Source organism: Leptospira neocaledonica, from assembly GCF_002812205.1.
In the GTDB taxonomy this organism is placed as follows: domain Bacteria; phylum Spirochaetota; class Leptospiria; order Leptospirales; family Leptospiraceae; genus Leptospira_B; species Leptospira_B neocaledonica.
Genome location: NZ_NPEA01000001.1, coordinates 169295 through 189901, shown reverse-complemented (window position 1 = coordinate 189901; position 20607 = coordinate 169295). Strand labels below are relative to the sequence as shown.

Sequence of the window (20607 nt, the reverse complement as noted above, 5' to 3'; positions counted from 1 at the left end):
GAGTAGAAGGTCTTGGTTTTTTTGACCTTAGTTTCTCAGTGAATCTTTGTACAAACTTTTAACCGGGATAAGGTTGGACTTCTTCTTTTCCTTCTTTGAGAGCTGCTTCTGCCATTTTATGAGCGTCTTCTCCTAGATATCTTTCGATCCAGTAATGGGCGAGGTAGATCAAAGGAGTGATCCCGATCGCAATAAAGATCTTATAGAAGAAGTTGGTATAAGAAATAGAATTCAGAGTTTGGAAATCATAGGTTCCCCAGTACGCAACAAAGATGACGACATAAGAATCCAATAGTTGGGAGAAGATCGTGGAACCTGTGGCTCTCAGCCATAGAAGTTTATTTTTGGTTTTTTTACGGATCAAATGGAAAACTTGGATATCCACTAACTGCCCAATCAAGTAGGCCACGATAGATCCCGTGATCACTTGCCCTGTGTTAAAGAATACAACCTGAAACGAATGATCGTCTACGGGTGAATTTCCTGCGGCAGGAATTGCCATGTCTAGTTGCAGAAGGAAGAATGCCAAAACGATCATTACCATTCCGACTAGAGTGAGGTATCTGACACCTCTTCTTCCATAATATTCATTCAAAAGATCCGTTACGATAAACGTAATGGGGAAGGGAATCACTCCCAAAGTCATAGTTAATGCCTTGTTCCCGATCAGCACTTGGAACCATTTGGAGCCGGTCACTTCTGCCATCAAAAGGAAGGTTATGAAGATGGATCCTAAAACGAAAAATAGTTTGAAGGGCCGGTGAAACTGCATCTGAGGAAAAATCTTGCGAATTAAGTCTCTGTCAATCAAAGAACAGATGGGATTCCCACAAACGTTTGACAGACAGGCCAACTATAAATCACTGGAAGAGAGTCGGTGCTTTACTTTTAGCCTCCACGATTCGATAAATATATAGAGCTCAAATGAATCCAAACGATGAACCTTACACCCCAGAGGACTTAAGCCGTCCAGTGCCATACCAACCTAAAAAACAGCCTATCTGGCAATCAAGCCTAGTGAGTCTGACTTGGTTGGTACTTTCCGGAATTTCTTTTTATCTAGGACTCCAAGCCTTAAAGGCAGATCCTAAGCCTAGTTCTGCCCAAGCTGGAACAGAGCAGGTAGCATTTCAAAATACTACTTTAAAATCGGACCTGGCTCCTACAGAGGGTGCTTGGGAATCTTGGAAGAAATGGTGGAATTCTAACAATGCTAGTTCAGAGTCTGATGGGACTTCCAATACTGTAAGTTCTTCCGAGCCTGAGTCTGAAGACGATCCTGCTTTCAGAGCTTCTACTTGGTTCTCGGACTATGAAGCGATGAAACGTACTGTTCATCTATACAATGAGATCCATCCGTTTATTTATGGATTCAAAGGAAGAGAAACAAATAGCGGAGATCTTTATTCTCTTTGGGGATCCGCTCAAAAACATGCACGCGTTGCTGAACTTAAATCCTTAAACCCAAAAGTTAAGATCATTCCTACAATTTTCCGCTGGGAAAATAAGAATGAAAAAATCTCCGAGAACATAGGTTTGAACGGACGTAACGATATCAGAGATAAACATATCCAGAATATTCTATACGAAGTTGATACTTATAATTTTGACGGTATTGATATAGATTACGAAGGAATGAGCTGCGAGAAAAAAGAAAAGTTTGAGGAGTTCATCGTTCTTCTTTCCAAAGAGATCCATAAACGTGGTAAACTTCTTTCCGTTGCTGTTCACCCTAAAACTGCGGCTAAAAAATCCAGCCAAAAAGCATGTAAGGGTTTAAAAGAAAAAATTAATATGGACTTTGCCGAGAATTGGAGAGGTCCGATGACCCATGATTACGCTTTCTTAGCAAAACATGCAGACCGTGTAAAAGTGATGGCTTATGAGCTTCATCCTCGTAAGTATAGAAACCCGGGACCTGGCCCTCAGGCTCCTAATGTTTGGATCCGAAATATCATCACTTACGCTAAAGAAAGAGTTCCTGCTAAAAAATTGTACATGGCGATTCCTACTTACGGATACGATTGGGCTTTGAATTGTAATGCAAAGATTAAGTCTGTATATTGGTCCGATGCATTAAAACGCCAACAACTTGGTGTGACCAAACAGCCTACGAATATCAGCCAAGTTTTAGCTGATAATAAGAACTCTGGATCTTGGACAAATCTTTCCAAGTTCAGCTGGGTTCACGAAGGTAAAACTTACGAAGATCCAAGTATCTGGTACAAGTCGGAAGGTTGTGATCGTGTAGCTTTCTTCATGAACAGAAAAGCTTTCGAAGAGAAAATGACCTTATTAAGATCTTATGATATAGGTGGATTCTCTTTTTGGCAGTTATTATCTGATAATGATCCAGGCATCAACGATTACCTAGAATTACTTGTGACTAATAAACTTCCTCCGGTTCCTAAGGCAAAACAGCCTGTGGCTCCTACTCCTGACGTAAAACAAGCTCCTCCGGAAGAAGGTCAGGAAGAAGCCAAGAATACCCAGGATCTTGTCAAAAAATAAAACTACAATCATCACAGAAGATCCTTCCCTTGCGGCAAAAGTGCTGAAAGAGGGGGGGATCGTTCTATTTCCTACTGAGACTGTTTATGGTCTCGGTGCGGATTCCAGAAATCTTTCCTCTTGTTTAGAAATTTATAAAATTAAAGATCGTCCTGCGGATAATCCTCTCATCGTTCATCTGGGAAACCCTGCTCTCATTCCAGATATAGGAGAAGTTCCGGAAACTGCAAAGATCTTGATCAGACAATGTATGCCTGGTCCTTTAAGTCTGGTTTTAAAGAAGAAGGATAAATCCGTTTTTTCAACGGGACTGACTACAATAGCGGTAAGAGTTCCTTCTCATCCAAAGGCCTTGGAAATGCTTTCTTATTTTGGAGGACCGGTTTCTGCTCCTTCTGCAAATCTTTCTGGACAACCATCTATTACTAGATTAGATGATGCGATCTCAGAGTTTGATGGAAGAGTAGATCTGATCTTAAAAGGCGCCGAACCAGAGATAGGTTTAGAATCTACTGTTGCGGATTTTTCCGTTTTACCGCCTAAACTTCTACGTCCCGGATATTTTGGATGGGAAGAATTACAGAAATATGTTTCGGACTTAGAAGACTATAGTCAACTGAAGGAAGGAGAAACTCCTTCTAGCCCTGGACTCAAATATAGACATTATGCTCCCAAGGCAAAGGTAATCTTCTCAGAAAATCAAACTCCTGATAGAGAATCTGCAGCGATCGGGATCGGTCTGACCAGGGGTTGGAAATTTGCTTTGGATCTAAGAAATAACTCCGAGTATATGAAAAATTTATACTCTTTCTTTAGAGACTGCGATCGCCTTGGGATTCCGAAAATTTATTGTTTTCCACCTGCAAATGCTGCCGGCAAAGAAGCGCTCTTAAACCGAATTCTGAAGGCGCAAGAATAGTAGTGAGGCGCAGAGAATTTCCACACAGAGGCACAAAGTCACGGAGATTTCTTATTGTATCGATTTTAAACTCTGCGACTCCGTGGCCCTGTGTGAAAAAAACTTTGTGCCTCATCTTTCTCTGATGCTCAAATATTCGAAAGTTCCTGAGCAATCTCGGAGAGATGTAGGACTTCTAACGGGTTCTGCTTCTTCTCCGCATTCAATTTAGGAAAGAAAGAAAGTTTGGAGAGCTGCATTCCTGGTTTTAAATCCTGTATTAGATCCTTCCAGCTATATGTTCCCGGTAAATAACGCACATCTATCTTTTTAGATTTAAGTTCTTCTTTCAGATTTTGTAATATGTCTAAAAAGGAATCGCAGGAGTCTAAGAATCCTGACTTGCGGAAAGTTTCTCCTGTGAATACCCTTCCTTCTCCCCAATTTTTTTCTAACTCTTGGAAACTGGTTTTTCTGGATTCTATCACTCGACTATAGAATAAGTCTCTGGATCTCAGAACTTCTTTTTTTAAGAATTGTTCCGACTTAGGGGAAAGTTTACCATATTCGGAAAGAATATCTCTATGAGGATAAAATCCGATCCTTTCTTTTTGAACCCCGAATTTATCGTATAGTTTTTTTAATTCGAACCTCATCATCACTGCACCTATGGAGCCTACGATAGAATAAGGAGTTCCATGTATTTCTTTAGTGGCACAGGAAAGATAATATCCTCCGGATGCGGCAACATTCAATACATATGTGATGACAGGTTTTTCTTTCGAAAGTTTTTTGATCTCCCTATACAGAAGTTCTGAAACAAGTGCACTTCCGCCGGGTGAATTCATTTCTAAAACAACAGCCGCAACTTTCGGATCTTCTTTTAAATCTTTAAAAATTTCTTGGTAATATCTAAAGGAAACTTGTCTGGATCTGAAATCTTCTTCTCTTCCTAGATCAGGTAGAATGTTTCCTTGGATAGGAAGAACTGCAACGATTGGAACGGACTTAGGGATAAATGAAAAATTGGACTTTTTATGATATAATCTGAAACCTTTAGCACTCAGTCTTTTATATTTAGGTTTATCCGTTTCCTTCTCTTTTTTATAATTTTCGAATAGATAATTTTCTTCGAACTCGTCTTCTTCCACGAACTCTGTGATAAATCCGATCTTTTTTAGTTTTTCAGAACTGATAATAGGCTCTTCCAAAACTTTTATATCTAAATGGGAGGACTTCTTAAAACCTTCCGAAAGTAAATCGTTCAGATCCCTTAATAATGTTTCTAAATTTTTACGAGCAGGAGCGGAGAAGGATGTTCTTTGAAATGTTTCTCCGAATGATTTGAATGCTCCACTTGCATAAGTTTCTACACCTACACCGAATTTTTTAGCAGCTCCACCGAAAAAGTAAGGCTCTGCAGAAGGAAGTATAGGAAAGAATTCGGATGCGGAAGAAGAGTATCTGTATTTACATTGAGAGAGTAATAATAATGCCTTTGTTCCTCCGCCCAAACAGAAACCGGAAGTCTCGATCCCTTTTTCATTCAATGCCTGAATAGACTTACAGATATTCCAAACTTCTCCAAATCCGTATTCTGGATTAGAAATATGGAAAGAAACTTTTTTCAAACCTGGGACCTTTGTTAAGGCCTTCAATCCCAGTAAAAAATCTATCAAGAAGGGAGCTTCTTCTTTCGGGACCAATAGTTTGACAAAGAAAGATTTTTTATCGAAGGAAAAAGAAGAAGGAATTTCTAAATAGAGATGATCTCCCTTGCGGATAATCCAGGACAAGATCCTAAATCCTTGGAACAAAATCCGGATCGGTAAAAAAATAAGAGAGAACAGAATTCTAAACATTGGAAATTCCTTTTGGCGACCAAAGTAAAACGGACATTTATTCCGGAAAACGTAAAATTACGGAAGGAAAACCGCTTTTCAGCCTGGCTTTCCAGAATTTATCTGAAACCTAAGAGAGGGTTATTCGTTTGGATCATATCCGCATCCGAGGAGCTCGGGAGCATAATCTTAAGAATATCAATGTGGATATTCCGCGGGACAAACTCGTTGTGATCACTGGACTTTCCGGTTCAGGTAAATCTTCTCTTGCTTTCGATACGATCTATGCGGAAGGACAAAGAAGATATGTAGAAAGTCTTTCTGCGTATGCTAGACAATTTTTAGGCCAGATGGAAAAACCCGATTTGGATCTCATCGAAGGGCTTTCTCCTGCAATTTCTATAGAACAGAAGACCACACATCGTAACCCAAGATCCACTGTAGGAACTGTGACAGAGATCTATGATTATCTGCGCCTTTTATATGCGAGAGTTGGAAAACCCCATTGTCCAATCTGTGGAACTCCGATCCAATCTCTCTCCATCGACCAAATCACCGAAAGGATCTTAAATTTTCCCGAAGGAACTAAGATCCAAATATTGGCTCCGATCGTTTCCGGAAAAAAGGGAGAACATAAAGATGTTCTGGAGAAGATTCGAAAAGACGGCTTCAACAGGATCCGTTTGAACGGCGAGATCAAAACTTTAGACGAAGAAATCGTTCTCAAAAAAAGTTTTAAGGCGACGATTGAGATCGTAGTGGATCGTCTTGTGATCAAGGACGGAATACGTTCCCGTTTGACCGACTCAGTCGAAACTGCTCTTAAACAATCGGAAGGAATTCTTCTCATGGATGATGGGAAGAAGGACCATACATTCTCCCAAAAACTTTCTTGCCCGAATCACCCAGAAGAATCTTTACCCGAACTTTCTCCTAGATTATTTTCATTTAACTCTCCCTTCGGCGCCTGCGAGACATGTGACGGACTCGGAAGCCTTCTGGAATTTGATGAGGATCTTTTAATTACAGATTCGGAACTCTCCTTGGTCGAGGGTTGTATCGAAGCCTGGGCAGGAGCAAAGAGTAATAGTTATTGGTTTTTAACAACCGTTCATTCTTTGGCTAAAAAATTAAAATTTGATTATAATATTCCTTGGAAGGATCTTCCTAAGAAGGTAAGGGATACCATCCTTTACGGAGATAAAAATCTCAAAATAGATTACGATTTCAGAAATGAAAAATCACATTATGAATTCAGTAGAGAATTCGAAGGTGTGATCCCAAACTTAAAAAGAAGATATAAAGAAGGCTCAGAAGCAAGACGCCAGCAGTTAGAAGGATATATGACCAATCATAATTGTCCTGCTTGCGAAGGAAAACGTCTGAAACCTGTAAGCCTTCATGTAGAAGTGAATGGTCTGACAATAGATAAATTTTCCGCTTTCAGTGTGGAGAAGGGCTTAGACTTCGTAAAATCCATGAAGCCTAAGGGAAGTGAAGAAATAATCGCAAGACCTATTCTGAAGGAAATCCAACAAAGACTTACTTTCTTAAACGATGTGGGAGTGGGCTACCTAAGTTTAGAACGAGCCGCTGGAACTCTTTCCGGCGGAGAAGCCCAAAGGATCAGACTAGCTACGCAGATCGGATCCAGGTTACAAGGTGTATTATATATCTTAGATGAACCCTCTATCGGTCTTCACCAGAGAGATAATACTAAATTAGTAAATACTCTCAAGGATCTGAGAGATTTAGGAAACACCGTTTTAGTAGTAGAGCATGACCAAGAAACCATGGAAGAAGCCGACTGGCTGATCGATATGGGACCGGGCGCGGGTGTTCATGGTGGAACAATTGTTTGTTCCGGAACTCCGGAAGAAGTTTCTAAAAACAAAAATTCTCTTACCGGTAAGTTTTTATCCGGCAAAGAATTTATTCCGGTTCCTAAATCTGTCCGAACAGGAAACGGCAAAAAACTCAAGATCGTAAACGCGAAAGAGAATAATCTTAAAAACGTAAGTGTGGAGATCCCACTCGGCAAACTGATCGTGGTGACCGGTGTTTCCGGTTCGGGGAAATCCACCCTGATCAACGATATCCTCTATAATGCAGCGGCTCATAAAGTGATGAAGATGAGGACTGTCTGGGGAAAACACGAGAAGATCACAGGTCTGGAAGAAATAGATAAGATCATCAATATAGACCAGTCTCCTATCGGTAGAACTCCTAGATCTAACCCGGCCACTTATACAGGGCTTTTCACAGTAGTACGCGACATGTTTGCGGGGTTAGAAGAATCCAAACTCAGAGGTTATTCTCCGGGAAGATTCAGCTTTAACGTAAGTGGGGGACGATGTGAAACCTGTGAGGGAGACGGTATCCTAAAAATAGAGATGCACTTTCTTCCGGACGTATATGTGACCTGCGATGTTTGTAAAGGAAAACGTTATAACCAAGAAACATTAGAAGTTCGTTATAAAGGTAAAAATATTTACGAAATCCTGGAAATGACTGTAGAAGATTCAGTTCCATTCTTTGAGAATATTCCTGCTTTAAAAAGAAAACTGGAAACCTTGGGCGAAGTCGGCCTTGGCTATATCAAATTGGGGCAGCCTGCTACAACATTCTCTGGCGGAGAAGCACAAAGGATTAAACTGGCCACCGAATTATCTAAACGGCCTACTGGAAAAACATTGTATATTCTGGATGAACCTACAACCGGCCTTCATTTCGAAGACGTTCGACATTTGATGACTGTTTTGCATACTCTTGTGGATCGTGGAAATTCCATGATTGTGATCGAGCATAATCTGGATGTGATCAAACAAGCGGATTGGATCATCGACCTAGGACCTGAAGGAGGAGAAGGTGGTGGAAAGATCATCGCTGAAGGAACTCCAACGGAGATTGCAAAGGTCAAAGAATCTTTTACAGGCCAATACTTGAAAAAAGTTTTGGGAAATCCAGGGAAGAAGGCAGGTTAAATTTTCCATCCAATGATGAAAGAATTAAGAGAGAAACTTTCTTCCTTTCCTCCGGGAGAATTCAGATCCGTTTATAAATCCTCTTTGCCAGATATAGCAAAGGCAGGACTACTTAATGCCTTAAAAGACGGCGGATTCAGAGCATTTCACGAAAAGTTAATATTAATTCCTTCTTTTCCCCATGGGATAGGAGTTGGGGTAGGGCTGATGGCCCAAACAAATGTAGCCGGAAAGATCCTGAAATTAGTTCTCGGTTCCGAAGAGGGAGCTTCTATCCGAGAAGAATCCAAAAGTTTGGTATTGGAGCTCCAGGATAGATTAGTAAACGGCCTCGGAATTTTGGGACTTGGAGTGAGTGAACCAGGTTGGATGGGAAAACTAACCAATCTTACATCTACGGCAAAAGTACTTCTGAGTGGAGAAATTGAATTAAATTTTCACAAAGGATTCGTAACAAACGGCGCAGATGCAGAAGGTTACTTGGTCGTAGCCAGAGAAGAAGAGAAAAATCGTTTCGGAGTATTTTTTATTCCAAGAGATTTCCCCGGTTTAAAAATCGAAGAGGTGTATCTGGACGTCGCTAGAGAAGCTACCCATTGTAAGATCACAGGTGAAAATTTCAAAATCCCTTCTCATTATCATTTTATAGAAGATTATTCTAAACTAGGTGCCGATATCCATTTGTCAGAAATGTTATCCGCCGCAGTTTTATTCTGTGGAGCCATCCGTAAAATTGTTTCCGATCTAAGCCACGGAAACGAATCCAGAGAGAGATTTTCCGTTTTGGGAAAACTCTGGGACCTGAGCGGACTACTTTACGGAAAATGTTTGGAAATTTCCGACAAAAAGGATAAGGATCCGAATTACAAAATAGAAGAGGATCATCCTTATGGATACGAAGCAATCTTGGACGAATGTATCTCTATCTTAGAATCGATTCCGAACTTCGATCATAAAAAAGAATATCCTGACCTGGGACTTTTCTGTACAATCCATCCCGCCAGAAGTCCTGTATATATTAAGAATAGGCTCAAACAATCCAAGAGTTGGAGAAAATTCGGAAACTTTAAAGAAGTTTAATCTGAACCTTCGTATTGGAGTTCCAACATAAACAACTTCAGTGAGAATGATGATGAGCCGGATGATCGTGAGTATGGTGATGGTGTCCCCATTCTTCCGAATCGATATCATGCAGAGTTTTTGCAATGATCCCGTCAATCGTATGAGTGGTAGAAGGATCTTCCAATTGCAGATAGATCTGCTCGAACTTCCATTCCCCTCTCAAAAGTTCGTAAGCTTCTTTTAGAATTTTTTTATGATCGGATCCTTGAGTGATTTGGACTCTAAACGCACAAGCATGGATCCCTTTTGTTAAGGTCCAGGTATGAGCAGAAAGAAGCGAATCCACACCTTTGATATGTAATAGATCTTTTTTCAAATGATCCCATTCATCAAATGTGGGAGAAGATTCTAAAAGTATAAGAAGACTTTCCTTAAGGATAATAGCTGCTGCTCTTAGTATAAAAATAGAAAGAACCAAACTGAGTAATGGATCGATCCAGGTCCAGGCAAAAAGACGGATTAAAATCGCACCTACTAAAACTGCAATTGTACCAAATAGATCATTCAGAACATGAAGATAAGCAGTCCGCAAATTGATATTATCTGCAGAAATTCTTTTTAAAAGCCAGACCGAAATCAGATTGAGACCGATTGTCCCTAAACTGAAAACCAACATAGATTGGGTTTCAATTTCTTGATGGTGACGGAATCTCTGGACAGCTTCGTATATAATAAAAATCGAAATTGCCGAGATTAGAATGGAATTCAAAAATGCGGCAAATACTTCTACCCTGAAGAATCCAAAGTTCATTTTTGCATTTGGTTTTTTGTCAGAAACAAGAACCGCAAATATACTCAGTAAAAAGGCAAATGAATCCGAGATCACATGGCCTGCGTCTGCCAAAAGTGCCAAACTTTTACTTTGAGTGGAACCGAATATTTCCCAGGAAAAGATTCCGATGGAAAGAAAGAACGCAAAAACTAAACTACGTAATGCATCTTTCCTTTTAGGACGGAGAATTGCCTGTCTCGCAAAAGGTTCGAAATTAGAGGATGAATGAGAATCTTTTTCCAATGCCGAAAGAGACCTTAGTGACTCTTGCCGCTTTGAGGCTCTAAGACGATATCTACTCTTCTGTTCAAGGAACGGTTTTCGGGAGTATCATTGGAAACAATCGGTTGGTGTTCCCCGTAACCTGCCACAGAGAAATTCCTTGCATCCAGGTTTTTACTCTCCAGTAAAAAACGAACTACGGAAAGTGCTCTTTCTGTAGACAATTGCCAGTTATCATTAAACTTTTTATTACGTATTGGAATATTATCCGTATGACCTTCTACAATGATTAGGTTACCGGGATACTTGACTAAAATCTCTTTGATCTTATCCAGAGCTGGGAAGATTTGTTTTTTCAATTCTGCAGAACCGGAATCGAATGAAATTTGATCATCTATATTGATGACTAGTCTATTATGAAAACGTTTTACACGGATCTGTCCTTTAGCGATCTCTCCGGAAAGTTTGGATTCGAGTTCGTTTGCCTGTTCTGCCAAACGATTCAATTCTCTTTTTTGGTCTTCGTTTAAGTTTTTGAGTTTGGAAAGACTATCCTCTAGCTCTTTAATCCTTGCTTCCAGGCCGGCAATTTTGGACTCATATTCTCTTTTGAGCTCGTCCATTTTGCGGATACATCCAAGTCTTTCTTTTTCCAGCTCGGACTTTAATTCGGAAATGAGGTCTTGGTACTTTTTGGACTGCCTTTCGTTCTCTTCGATCAGTTCTTTTTCTTTATTCCCGCTCTTCGTTTTGAGAAGTGCGATCTGATTTTCCAAGGCACGGATCAGTTCTGCGGCAAGTTCTCTGTCCTTTTCCCTGAAGGATTTTTCGCCCGCGAGCTGCTCTTCCAGATTTTGGATCCTGGCATCCAAGCTAAGTTTTTCTTTTTTAGCGTTTTCAATTTCGTTTCTGTAGCGCAATCTAAGGGAATCTAACTCTATTCTCAGAGTGGCGTTTTCATTATAGAGTTTATTGTATTCCCAAGGAAAATAAAATGCGTCTGAAAATATCGGCAAAGAAAATAGGAATAGAAGAACGGGAGTAAGTCGGAAAAAAAAAGGTTTCATAGTCAGATTAGGAGAACTAGGTTCTATTCTAAGGCTGCGAGCCCCCAGTCAAATGAAAAACTCTTGTACCAAAAATCAGGAAATTCATTGAACCGATAAATTCTATCAGGATTCTGTCATAGGGGGAGGGACGCCTACATGGACGAAACAAATAGCACTAAGGAAACTTCTTCCCTGAAGGCAAATCCGCAATCCGGGGATTGGATGGATTCCTTCCTCGAAAAGATAGAGAAAAAGGACAATAAGTTCCTACTCAGTTTTACTTCTACCAATCACCCTGCAGATATCGCCGAAGTCCTGGAAAAGCTGGATATCGACGATGCATTCTACGTATTTAAACTCTGCGATTATGAACAACAGTCCGAAATCTTAGTCGAGTTCGACGAAGACCTTCAAGCGGATCTGATCTCTCGCCTGAATATGAAGGAGATCTCTCCGATCGTCGAAAATCTGGAAACAGACGACGTTACAAACCTAATCTCCGAGATTCCCAAGGCAAAAGCTGAGGAAATTCTAAATTCCTTGGACCGGGAAGATTCTTCTCAGATCCGGAAGCAGCTAAATTTTAGGGAATATACAGCCGGTCGTTTAATGACCACTGAGTTTGCCTCCGCCTATGAGACTGACACAGTCAGAAAGGCCATCATCAAGTTAAGAAGGGTCGCTAAAGAGACGGATGATATTTACCTTCTCTATGTAACGGATGCGGAAAATCATTTAAAAGGATTTATCAAATTAAAGGATCTATTCCTCGCCCCCCTGAACCAAAAGGCGAGCAGGCTCGTGAAAGAGGAAGTTTTCTCCATTCATTATGATACGGACCAGGAAGAAGTGGCCCGTATTTTTAGAAAATACGACTTAGTTTCTGCCGCCGTTGTGGACGATCTGGATCGAATCATCGGTCGGATTACTGTCGACGATATCTTGGATATCGTTCAAGAGGAAGCTTCCGAGGACATTTTGAGGATGGGGGGAGTTTCAGAAGAAGAAAGATTGAACACTTCTATCTGGGATTCCATCCGAAGAAGATTGACCTGGCTTGTGATCAATCTTGGAACTGCGGTGATTGCGGCTTCAACGGTTGCACTTTTTCAGGACACAATCCAGTCCTTTGTGTTACTTGCGAGTCTTATGCCAATAGTTGCTGGTATGGGAGGAAACGCAGGTACCCAATCCATTACGGTTGTGGTACGAAATATCGCTACTGGGGATTTGAGCCAATCCAACTGGACAGTCGGTTTTAGGAAAGAAGGCATTATTGGGCTAATCAATGGCCTCACGATTGGTGCGATCACAGGACTTGCCGTATTTTTTTATACGGGAAAACTTGCACTGGCGATTGTTATCTTTTTAGCTATGCTTGCGAACCTGATCGTAGCAGCCCTCGTAGGGGCCTGTATCCCAATGCTACTAAAAGTGGTTGGGATTGATCCTGCAATTGCGTCTTCCATATTTGTAACAACTACAACGGACGTGTTCGGCTTCTTCTGTTTCTTAGGGCTTGCCACACTGTTCTTGCAATATTTGGTATAGTTGGAAAATTCGAATAAAATTATAAATTTCCTTGGATAGGAGAGGCCAATGTTTCGTGTTTCGGTTTGCCGAACTTTTTTAGCAGGTTTTGCGGTTCTATATTGTTTATCATTTATTTCTTGTATTAGCACAGGAGGAACAACCCAATCTCCGGAAACTCCAAAAGGAGAGGTTCTTCCCAATCCAGCCGGAGAGAATGAGGAGATCATAGACGAAGAAGGTAGAGTCGTGAAGATCAGCACTGTTGATCCTGCTTCCTTCCAAAGCCAGTCCAAAGACAGCGCCGAGTATTTTAGAGTCCATATCACAAGCGAATCTTACCAGGTCCGTCAGATCAGAGGTTCCAAGTATATTCGTAGAAAAGTGGATAAAGGCGGAGACGCGCTCATCAGCGAAGAACTAGTAAAATATAACCGGATTAATTTTAACGACGACGGGATCATCTTAGTGATCTTGAACGGAAATACAGGTGCAGTAGAAACGATCCGTTTTAATACAAGAGTTCCTAGAATCAATAACCTAGCTAAGATTATACAAAATGATGTAACCCGTTGGTCTATGGAACATTCCGAAGAAAAGCCTGTGGTTACTAAGTATCAAATTCACTATACGATTAAATTGGAAAATAAATCCAATACGACTAGAGACACTGTTAAAGAAGAGCTCAAGGGTGAAGTGAAGAAGAGATAATTTTTTCTTTACAATCCGCACATCAGTCTGAATTCTCGATGAATATCGAGAATTCAGACCATCTGGCCTTTCTTCCTCTTCTCGCTTCTCAACCACTCCAATCTTCTCTCTCCACTTAGCAACTAACGCATCGAGTCCAAATACTTTTAGATTTTTGTAAAAGCAGAATTCGTTTAGATAAAGCTGTGAATACTCGGGACGAATGTATCCGTAAGATGAAAATGCTTGTTTGATTACTCTGTGGTTTCCTTCCGCGTATTGGACATGCACTCCGTCCTTACTCCATCTGTTTCTTGCCCAGCGATGTCTTTTGTCTTTCGAATGCGCGGTATGATTCACCATTCTATGATTTCTATATACCGATAACCATGGGTATCCGCTATCTGTGAAAATTGCTGTATTGTCTGGGATACTTTTTTTGAATAGCGGCCCGAGTGTATTCATCTTTTGGTTCGGCACGGAATCTAATATGAGCGCTCCGTTACTTGCGGCGATCGTATGCACCATCGTTCCTATTTGCTTTCCACCGAGTTTATCGCTCATGTATATAGAAGCCGTGCATCCCTTGGATTTGTGCCTTTTACGGCCTTTGTTAGCTCTCTGGGAGGCAGAGTAGAGGACCATTGTATCTGCGTTTGTTATTGTCTTTCCTTTGAGCGATTTTTGAAGAAGTTTCTTAGGATTTTGCTTAGCTAATGTCCGCTTTTCCTTGTATATGCGTTCGTTTTTGCGACCATGAGTTTTGTTTGGGTATGCCTGATCTGTTGGAAATTCGAATTTTCTATATTCTTGTTCGAGTTTGGAATATAGTAGTTCTTGAAATACTTCTCTTTGCTCACTTGCGAATAATTGTATTCTACGTTTGAGAAGAAGTGCTGATTTATACGAGATTCCCGTTTTTCTAACTATCTCTGATGCCGTTACAACTTTTGGACTTTGTTTGTATGATTCATCTAATACATATCCGAATACCCAAAGAGGAAGCTTAAAATGGTGCAGGGGAGTATATGAAAGTCTGGATGCTTGGTAGTGACAGATCTCGCAGCGAATGAGATAATCTCTTGTACTGATCTTTTTGGTGAGTTGGATTTCGCAAATAGGGCAAAATTTTGGGTAGAAATTATCTAAGAAGTATTCTGTTATACGTTGGTAAAACTGGGAATTAATAGGTCCTTCTATACCGCATTTGTGCGGATTAGCGAGGAAGAATATGGACCTTTTGAAGAGTTTTCCAGGTTCCCTGTATGTGCCATTGAGCGTTTTGCATTTCATCTTAAGAAATTAATCTTCGTGGGTAAGAATGAGTAAATTAGATAAATTACAATTTATACGAAAAAACCTGACTTTCGAAATTGTTTGAAAAATATGTTTAAATTTGTGTCGTCTAATTTTGTATTTTGAAGGAATTTTATATATTTGGGATGCCTGATCTGATCCCTGATCTAAAATTAATGTTTCTGGACCTTTCTATATTACACTCACTAAACTGCTTCTTTTTTTCCGTATATTAAGCATACAATTTATTAAAAAGACTGAGACACGATCTTTTTCACCGCCGATTGAGATTACATGGAATCATTGCCATTTAATACAAAAATGATGTTAATCCTTACTCCCTTACCTGATGATCTTTGGGAATCCTTGAAAGTTAAGATAAAAGGAAAAGAGGATAGCGATTCAAAACCATTAGTTGGGCGTCCAAAAAGTAGCGATAGGTATATTCTTGCTGGAATTGTTTATCGTATGGAGCACGATATATCTTGGAAAGAGTTGCCCGCGAGATTTGGGAAACGTTCTACAATTCATTCTCGATATCGACAATGGATGCAAGATGGAACTCTAAAATCGTGTAAAAATAAAATTCTCCAATATTACTGGGACAATTTCGGGATCGAACTTGATTGGCAGATATTAGAAGGAAAGCGGGTAAAAAGAAAATCTAAGGATTTGAATGATACCGAAGAGGTTGAAATGTCAGAGGAGATTGAAGAAGAGTAAATTAAATCACAATTATCCTGAATAATGCATTAAATTAGTCTGTCTTTTTATTTATTATAAGTTCATTTACGATTCTTTTTATTTAAATGTCTTTTTGCATAAAATGATCGACAGATATTACAGGTATATCTTTCCAGTTAGACGTAAAGTAGGGAGAAATAGTGTCTCTTCTCATTCGCCAGGACCTTTTTCCAAAACCAGTGATAGCAGTCCTTATTTTGCCAGTATAGTATCGATTGTTGATGCCTACTACAGCTTCAGTAATCCTATCATCTGAATCGCCGTAAAAGAGATCTTTCTGTATTTGATCCTCATTTACTAAGGCGGAAAGCATAACTCCTGACTTCTTATATAAAAAATCAGATCGATAGATTTGTTTAAGAGCTTGTATACAATAGTTTTGTAATTCGAAGAGATCTCTAGTAGCGACTGGTATTTGGACTCTAACAGATTGAGAATATTGTTTTTCATCTGTTTTGAAAGGATCTGTTCGGATATATATTGTCAAAGTTCGAGCATATCGTTCCTCTCTCCAGAGTTTCTCTACTGCACGAGTGAGATAAGTACAAGTAGCTTCAATTAAGGAATCTAAATCGTGTATTCTTTCCCCAAAAGCTCTAGCAACAACAATTTCCTTTTTAGTCTGAGGCACATCATCTATCTCGTAGCAAGCATAACCGCAAAGCTCATAAGCTGTTCTTAATCCAACAACTGTCATATTCTTACGTATCCAGTTCTTACGAAGCTGGCTAAACTCCCAGGCATTACTTACCCCAATAGAAGCTAAAAGACTTTGGTAGGCGGGTCCTATTCCCCAAATCTCATTAATGGGAACTTTAGTAAGTATTGCTTCCGTATCTTGTCCTATAAGAAATATTCCTTGTTTACTTTTATCTTCTTTAGCGAGGTAATTTGCTACTTTAGCTAAGGTCTTTGTTGAACCAATGCCGACGCACACAGGAAGCCCTAACCATTGTTCCACACGAGCTTTAATTTCTTTCGCAAATTCTCTTAGATCTTTCTTAGCCTTAGCCATATGCGTTAACTCAAGAAAGCATTCATCAATAGAATAAACTTCTACGTCAGAACAAAGAGTCTCTAGAACCTCCTGGAAACGAGAAGAAATATCCCCATAGACAGTGTAATTACTAGAAAGAGTAATAAGTTCTTTATTCCCGAGAATTTCCTTAGCCTGAAACACAGGCATACCCATCTTGATCCCTAGTGCTTTTGCTTCTTCACTTCGAGAAACAGCACATCCATCATTGTTGGACATGACAATGACTGCTTTCCCTTTTAGATCCGGTCGGAACAGACGTTCACAAGAAACGTAGAAGTTATTTACATCAACTAAAGCAAAGATTCGGTTCTTGTTAGAATCGATGGATTCCAAAAGAAATGATCCCCCAAATTTCTACATCTCCCTCAGGTTCTATAGGAACGAGGTTTAAGTTGTTATCTCTTTCTAAGAAAAATAACCTATCACCAACTTTCCCAATCTGGCGGATTGTAAAGTTGCCAGCATATGTAACGACTGCAATTCGTCCGTGACTTGGAGGAATTGAACGATCAATAACAACATGATCTCCATCGTGGATACCGTACTCACTCCAACCATTCCCGGAGATGCGCATGTAAAACGTTGTAGAAGGGTTTATTTCCAACAGATCCTTTGGATCTAGCCTTTTCCGAAGGTAATCATCGGAAGGTCTAGGGAATCCGGCGGCTAAGGTAAAATTTAGCAATGGAATCTTAACTGTGGATTTTTCTATATAAATCTGAGCTTGACTCATAATCTATACGTATATATAGTAAATATTTACTGAGGCAAGTACTTCAGAATAATTCAGGAGAATTTTCTTCGATATATACTTCTTTGAGACAATTCTCATCATAAATGCGGTTTTTGGTGCTTATGACCTGTTTCGAGACAGGATAAACTTCCATTTTCTCAGCCGGATAAGTTTGAAAAAACAAAGCTATGTCATCCTTATGGGATAATTTCTCGTCTAACCAATGCTCGTAACTTTCCGGCGGAAGTATAATAGGCATCCGTCGCTTTTCATGATATTTCGCGACTAACTCATTTGCCTCAGTTGTAATTATTGCAAAAGTGAAAATTTCACTACCTATATCCTGATTTAACCACTTAGAAAAAACGCCAGCCATTCCAAAAGGTAATCCGTCTTTCAATCTAATAGCGTAAGGCTGTTTTGCTCCACTGGCTCCAGTCGATTCGTAAAATGCATCAACCGGTATTATACATCGTTGAGTTAGTATTTTACTCTTAAAAGATTTCAGTTCAAAGATAGTTTCACTCTTTGCATTAAAGGTAGAATACTGCATGGCATCTTTAAAGCTTTTAGAACCTTCATTAATAAGCCAGAAGGTTGCATCCTCAACAGTATAATCAATTCCAGGTTTAAGAATAATATCAGCCTTATCCGTTAAAGTGATATTGTATCTACTTATAGGTTCCTTTTTAGGTTTAGCAAAAAGAAAAGGTTGGGCTTTGGACCAGCGATTAGATTGAGCTATTCGAGAGCACATTGTAAGCAAAAAGAAGACAGAAGGATAAGAGAAAAATCAACACTTAATAACTTAAAGCTCTTGTTAAAATTTTGAGGAAATGCCTGATCTGCTGCCTGATCTAATTAAAATAGTTCTTGGACTTATCTAAAGTAAAGAGACTTAAAGTCTCATCCCTTATTTTCTTTTACTCTTTTCATCAAAGCCCGAAAGTGGAACATTTATTAAATCCTTCGGATGGACTCCTAAAGCGTCTGCAATTTTGAATAAACTTTCCAAATTCGGAGCATTTATTCCGGATTCAATTTTCTGATATGTTCTTACTCCCATATTCATACCGGAAACTTGCTCTTGAGTTAAATTCTTTTCAATCCTCAATTCCTTTATTCTTTTGCACACTCGATTCTTAAAAGTGGAATAATCCATTGTCCGTTATTTTAACGGGAAGCCGTCCAAAAGACCACGGACATAAGAACACGTATATAAATACGTATTGCATTAGGAATCCCTTCTGTTAATTATTGTCAATAAATAACACTTCGATAAGTGGAGATGGGAATTAACCTGTATGAATCGGCATATACAACCAGTCTTAGAAACTATATTTGCGATAGTTTGCATTTTTCAAATTTCATGTACATCTCTTCCGGGAAAGCTATTTGTAAAACTTAATGAAATAGATAATTCAGTTGAAGCTTGCCTGAATTACTTGGCTGGCAAGAAAGATTCGATTCATTCGGTTTTAGGTGAATTATCTGCAAGCGATCAGCAGCAACTTCTAAAGGCAAATGGCCAAATTTCAAGTTTAGTACCAGTATTCTCATATTTTCCTTATAATGGAACAGGAGGATTGGCATATTCATTTGGAGGGAACTTATATTATTATCAAACTTCCGAAAAAATACTGAGTTCTTCAGAGGTTATGGATTGGAAATGCGTAGAGAAAGTAAGACTAGAAATTGATAATCAGTTTGAAGAAGCGTCATTTATGTACGCTATGAATCCTAATAATGTAGCACCGATTTGGGCCAAAGTAAAAAGGGCATCGGATGTTTACTCTCAGTTAAGCAAACTAATAATTAATAGGTCTGAGTTCTTAATTGGATATTTGTATCTACCCGTAATTTATGGAATGAGCAGCACAAATCAAAACTATAACTTTGCGTGCCAGTTTTTGGATGTTGCAGGTCCAACTGCAATACTAGCATACTCGAAGAGTTCAAATACAATTCAGAAACAAGCATTCCTTTCGAATTCATATATGATCGTTGAACTTTCAAAGAGATCATTTTGTAAATAATACCTGCATGGTTTTTCGAGATAGAATGTTGGCTTACTTAATACTAATGGTTAGTCTCATCTTATTTTTCAACTGTATTTTTGATCGAACGGCTATTCCTGAGTTATTTCGTTCTGAATCAATTAATAGTAAAATTAAGAATGATGGAACAAATTGTCCCTTCGGAAATCCATTAGCGACAGATCCTAAACGTTACGGAAAGATTCATATTATTCATAGAGAAGGATATACGCTCGGACATAGTTCAAAGTATCGAATGGCGATTTGGGTTTGTGAAGAGATCTTATCGGAAGAGCTACTGGGGAAAGCAACGAGAAGAAATCACTTTAAGCCGGAACCTCTTTTATCAAAAGGAGAGCGTGCTGAACTTTCAGATTATAAAAATTCGGGATACGATAGAGGACATCTGGCAGCAGCAGACAACTATAGGAGTGATCAAAGATTAAATGATGAGAGTTTTTATCTTTCGAATGTTGTTCCGCAAGATCATTCTTTTAATGCAGGGATTTGGAAGAAGCTCGAAGAGCAAATTCGATCGTGGGTTAAAAGATATAACCGGGTTATCGTGATCACTGTCCCAGTCTATATCGATGACAAAAATCAATTTCCAAGATTTATCGAAAAGAATAACGATCTTACTGTACCGAACCATTTCTTCAAAATACTAGTCCGAGATGAAAACGGTTCTACCTTACTATTAGCCTTCTTAGCTAAGCATAAGAAGGCAACAAATATATCGTTAGAGAGTTTCCTTACAACGGTTGATCTCGCAGAGGAACATACGCAATTGAATTTTCTACCTAATATACCCGATGTAGATGAAAGTTTAGAAGCTACGGTTGGAGTTTATTGGCCCTAAAAGTATATGTAACTCTATAACTTTCTGCCAAAGACTCTTTAGCGGCCGCTATAATACATCACTAAGGTAATTATTTTAGGGTCTATTTTACTTTCATTGTATTATCAATCTGTCAAATCGCCATAAAATGTTTAACGTTGAAGTGAAGCATAACTTAAAAAACTTCGAAGAGCAAACCAATGATAAAAAAATCTTATAATTTTACATTTTGACATAATAGTCATGAAAACTTGTGGGTAGTTGACATGGTCTTAAAAATCATGGTCCTGAGTGAGAATGGA

General features: G+C 39.3%; 17 protein-coding genes and 1 pseudogene. 9 read left to right on the top strand and 9 right to left on the bottom strand.

Annotated features, from left to right (window positions below; translation table 11 throughout):
• Positions 1–58: 58 nt before the first annotated feature.
• Positions 59–772, bottom strand: coding sequence for a queuosine precursor transporter (locus CH365_RS00840; RefSeq protein WP_100766715.1), 714 nt, complete (start codon positions 770–772; stop codon positions 59–61).
• 152 nt (positions 773–924) lie between these two features.
• On the opposite strand from CH365_RS00840, the gene CH365_RS00835 reads away from it, so the two are divergent.
• Both CH365_RS00835 and CH365_RS00830 read left to right on the top strand, forming a co-directional pair.
• Positions 925–2511, top strand: a complete 1587-nt coding sequence (locus tag CH365_RS00835) for a glycosyl hydrolase family 18 protein (RefSeq protein ID WP_100766714.1) — start codon at positions 925–927, stop codon at positions 2509–2511.
• Positions 2498–3430, top strand: a complete 933-nt coding sequence (locus tag CH365_RS00830; protein WP_100766713.1) for an L-threonylcarbamoyladenylate synthase — start codon at positions 2498–2500, stop codon at positions 3428–3430. Before CH365_RS00835 ends, CH365_RS00830 begins: the two co-directional genes overlap by 14 nt.
• Before the next feature lie 128 nt (positions 3431–3558).
• On the opposite strand, the gene CH365_RS00825 is transcribed toward CH365_RS00830, so the two are convergent.
• Positions 3559–5271, bottom strand: coding sequence for a S49 family peptidase (locus CH365_RS00825; protein WP_100766712.1), 1713 nt, complete (start codon positions 5269–5271; stop codon positions 3559–3561).
• Between the two features lie 128 nt (positions 5272–5399).
• Between CH365_RS00825 and uvrA the strand changes: the two genes are divergently transcribed.
• Both uvrA and CH365_RS00815 read left to right on the top strand, forming a co-directional pair.
• A complete protein-coding gene (gene uvrA, locus CH365_RS00820) occupies positions 5400–8234 on the top strand; it encodes an excinuclease ABC subunit UvrA (protein ID WP_100766711.1) in 2835 nt (944 codons plus the stop codon).
• A 12-nt stretch (positions 8235–8246) separates the two neighbouring features.
• Positions 8247–9314 carry an acyl-CoA dehydrogenase family protein gene (locus CH365_RS00815; RefSeq protein ID WP_100766710.1) on the top strand — a complete coding sequence of 356 codons (1068 nt, stop codon included), beginning with the start codon at positions 8247–8249 and terminating at the stop codon, positions 9312–9314.
• Positions 9315–9351: 37 nt separating this feature from the next.
• Here CH365_RS00815 and CH365_RS00810 read toward each other — a convergent pair whose 3' ends face one another.
• Complete coding sequence (locus tag CH365_RS00810; protein WP_100766708.1) at positions 9352–10371, bottom strand: cation diffusion facilitator family transporter; 1020 nt, start codon at positions 10369–10371, stop codon at positions 9352–9354.
• Positions 10372–10385: 14 nt separating this feature from the next.
• Positions 10386–11417, bottom strand: coding sequence for an OmpA/MotB family protein (locus tag CH365_RS00805; RefSeq protein ID WP_100766707.1), 1032 nt, complete (start codon positions 11415–11417; stop codon positions 10386–10388).
• A 138-nt stretch (positions 11418–11555) separates the two neighbouring features.
• Here CH365_RS00805 and mgtE point away from each other — a divergent pair, with 138 nt between their 5' ends.
• Both mgtE and CH365_RS00795 read left to right on the top strand, forming a co-directional pair.
• A complete protein-coding gene (gene mgtE / locus CH365_RS00800; protein ID WP_100766706.1) occupies positions 11556–12950 on the top strand; it encodes a magnesium transporter in 1395 nt (464 codons plus the stop codon).
• Positions 12951–12998: 48 nt separating this feature from the next.
• Positions 12999–13640: an LA_2219 family laminin/E-cadherin/plasminogen-binding protein gene (locus CH365_RS00795; protein WP_100766705.1), complete on the top strand. Its 642-nt coding sequence runs from the start codon at positions 12999–13001 to the stop codon at positions 13638–13640.
• Positions 13641–13853: 213 nt separating this feature from the next.
• Here CH365_RS00795 and CH365_RS20075 read toward each other — a convergent pair.
• Positions 13854–14147: pseudogene (locus CH365_RS20075) on the bottom strand (transposase); the annotation flags it as partial.
• Between the two features lie 1062 nt (positions 14148–15209).
• Between CH365_RS20075 and CH365_RS00785 the strand changes: the two are divergent.
• Positions 15210–15638 carry a transposase gene (locus CH365_RS00785; RefSeq protein ID WP_100766704.1) on the top strand — a complete coding sequence of 143 codons (429 nt, stop codon included), beginning with the start codon at positions 15210–15212 and terminating at the stop codon, positions 15636–15638.
• 82 nt (positions 15639–15720) lie between these two features.
• On the opposite strand, the gene CH365_RS00780 is transcribed toward CH365_RS00785, so the two are convergent.
• The 4 genes from CH365_RS00780 to CH365_RS00765 form a co-directional block, all read right to left on the bottom strand.
• Positions 15721–17031, bottom strand: a complete 1311-nt coding sequence (locus CH365_RS00780; protein WP_100766703.1) for a Y-family DNA polymerase — start codon at positions 17029–17031, stop codon at positions 15721–15723.
• A complete protein-coding gene (locus tag CH365_RS00775) occupies positions 17012–17431 on the bottom strand; it encodes a LexA family protein (RefSeq protein ID WP_100766702.1) in 420 nt (139 codons plus the stop codon). Before CH365_RS00775 ends, CH365_RS00780 begins: the two co-directional genes overlap by 20 nt.
• Positions 17432–17474: 43 nt before the next feature.
• Entirely contained in the window at positions 17475–18188 is a 714-nt protein-coding gene (locus CH365_RS00770; RefSeq protein WP_100767005.1) for an SOS response-associated peptidase, read from the bottom strand.
• Positions 18189–18344: 156 nt separating this feature from the next.
• Positions 18345–18593 carry a helix-turn-helix domain-containing protein gene (locus CH365_RS00765; protein WP_100766701.1) on the bottom strand — a complete coding sequence of 83 codons (249 nt, stop codon included), beginning with the start codon at positions 18591–18593 and terminating at the stop codon, positions 18345–18347.
• 142 nt (positions 18594–18735) lie between these two features.
• Here CH365_RS00765 and CH365_RS00760 point away from each other — a divergent pair, with 142 nt between their 5' ends.
• A complete protein-coding gene (locus CH365_RS00760; RefSeq protein ID WP_100766700.1) occupies positions 18736–19467 on the top strand; it encodes a hypothetical protein in 732 nt (243 codons plus the stop codon).
• 25 nt (positions 19468–19492) lie between these two features.
• On the top strand, positions 19493–20326 hold the full coding sequence (locus tag CH365_RS00755) for a DNA/RNA non-specific endonuclease (RefSeq protein ID WP_165782555.1): 834 nt from the start codon (positions 19493–19495) through the stop codon (positions 20324–20326).
• The last annotated feature ends 281 nt before the right edge of the window (positions 20327–20607 follow it).

Coding starts and splice junctions, on each gene's coding strand:
- CH365_RS00840 (WP_100766715.1), bottom strand. CDS start 772: ATGCAGTTTCACCGGCCCTTCAAACTATTTTTCGTTTTAGGATCCATC.
- CH365_RS00835 (WP_100766714.1), top strand. CDS start 925: ATGAATCCAAACGATGAACCTTACACCCCAGAGGACTTAAGCCGTCCA.
- CH365_RS00825 (WP_100766712.1), bottom strand. CDS start 5,271: ATGTTTAGAATTCTGTTCTCTCTTATTTTTTTACCGATCCGGATTTTG.
- CH365_RS00815 (WP_100766710.1), top strand. CDS start 8,247: ATGATGAAAGAATTAAGAGAGAAACTTTCTTCCTTTCCTCCGGGAGAA.
- CH365_RS00805 (WP_100766707.1), bottom strand. CDS start 11,417: ATGAAACCTTTTTTTTTCCGACTTACTCCCGTTCTTCTATTCCTATTT.
- mgtE (WP_100766706.1), top strand. CDS start 11,556: ATGGACGAAACAAATAGCACTAAGGAAACTTCTTCCCTGAAGGCAAAT.
- CH365_RS00795 (WP_100766705.1), top strand. CDS start 12,999: ATGTTTCGTGTTTCGGTTTGCCGAACTTTTTTAGCAGGTTTTGCGGTT.
- CH365_RS00785 (WP_100766704.1), top strand. CDS start 15,210: ATGGAATCATTGCCATTTAATACAAAAATGATGTTAATCCTTACTCCC.
- CH365_RS00775 (WP_100766702.1), bottom strand. CDS start 17,431: ATGAGTCAAGCTCAGATTTATATAGAAAAATCCACAGTTAAGATTCCA.
- CH365_RS00770 (WP_100767005.1), bottom strand. CDS start 18,188: ATGTGCTCTCGAATAGCTCAATCTAATCGCTGGTCCAAAGCCCAACCT.
- CH365_RS00765 (WP_100766701.1), bottom strand. CDS start 18,593: ATGGATTATTCCACTTTTAAGAATCGAGTGTGCAAAAGAATAAAGGAA.
- CH365_RS00760 (WP_100766700.1), top strand. CDS start 18,736: ATGAATCGGCATATACAACCAGTCTTAGAAACTATATTTGCGATAGTT.
- CH365_RS00755 (WP_165782555.1), top strand. CDS start 19,493: ATGTTGGCTTACTTAATACTAATGGTTAGTCTCATCTTATTTTTCAAC.